Genomic DNA, 588 nt, shown 5'->3' with positions numbered 1-588 from the left:
TATGCTTAGGGCACAAAGAATAGCGCCTGTGAAAATATATGCAACATCACTAATAATCAATATCTTAGAGATTGACGCATGTCGCTGACTTGAGAAAAATATTACGCATGTTACTTACACAGTTTAGCCATCCTCTCTGACCATGCCATTAATTACGATATTGTTGTAACTCACCATGCCGATCACTTCGCCATCTTCAATCACGGGCGCGCGGCTGATCCCAAATCGCTCAAACAGACGAGCACAGTATTTAACGTTCATATCTGGATCGACACACAAAGCAGGCTTAGTCATGATTTCGTAGATATTGGTGCGCTGAGGGGCACGGTTATTTGCCAACACTTTCTTCGCAATATCATTCATTAACACAATGCCGTATTCGTCGTTGTCATCGCGCTTTTTGACCACCAGCGCTTTCACTTGATATTTCTTTGCCAGAGTAATGCCTTCGTATACGGTCATCAGGCCATCTACCATAACGTAAGTAGCAGCCATGACGTCTCTTACTCGTACTATCGTTTGATTACTCATAGTTCATCCTCAACCACCTTGGTCAACGTTTCGACTTGATGCGCAACACCTACGGCA

General features: G+C 43.7%; 1 protein-coding gene. It reads right to left on the bottom strand.

Annotated elements, in window-relative coordinates:
* Positions 1 to 123 precede the first annotated feature (123 nt).
* A complete protein-coding gene (locus R7Q48_RS29215; protein ID WP_005454537.1) occupies positions 124 to 531 on the bottom strand; it encodes a CBS domain-containing protein in 408 nt (135 codons plus the stop codon).
* Positions 532 to 588: the final 57 nt, after the last annotated feature.

The organism is Vibrio sp. 378, from assembly GCF_033339435.1.
Note: the sequence above shows the minus strand (reverse complement) of the source record. Positions and strands in the feature narration are given on the sequence as shown.

What these genes read in the sequence shown, in the direction of transcription:
- R7Q48_RS29215 (WP_005454537.1), bottom strand. Translation starts at nt 531, where the DNA reads ATGAGTAATCAAACGATAGTACGAGTAAGAGACGTCATGGCTGCTACT.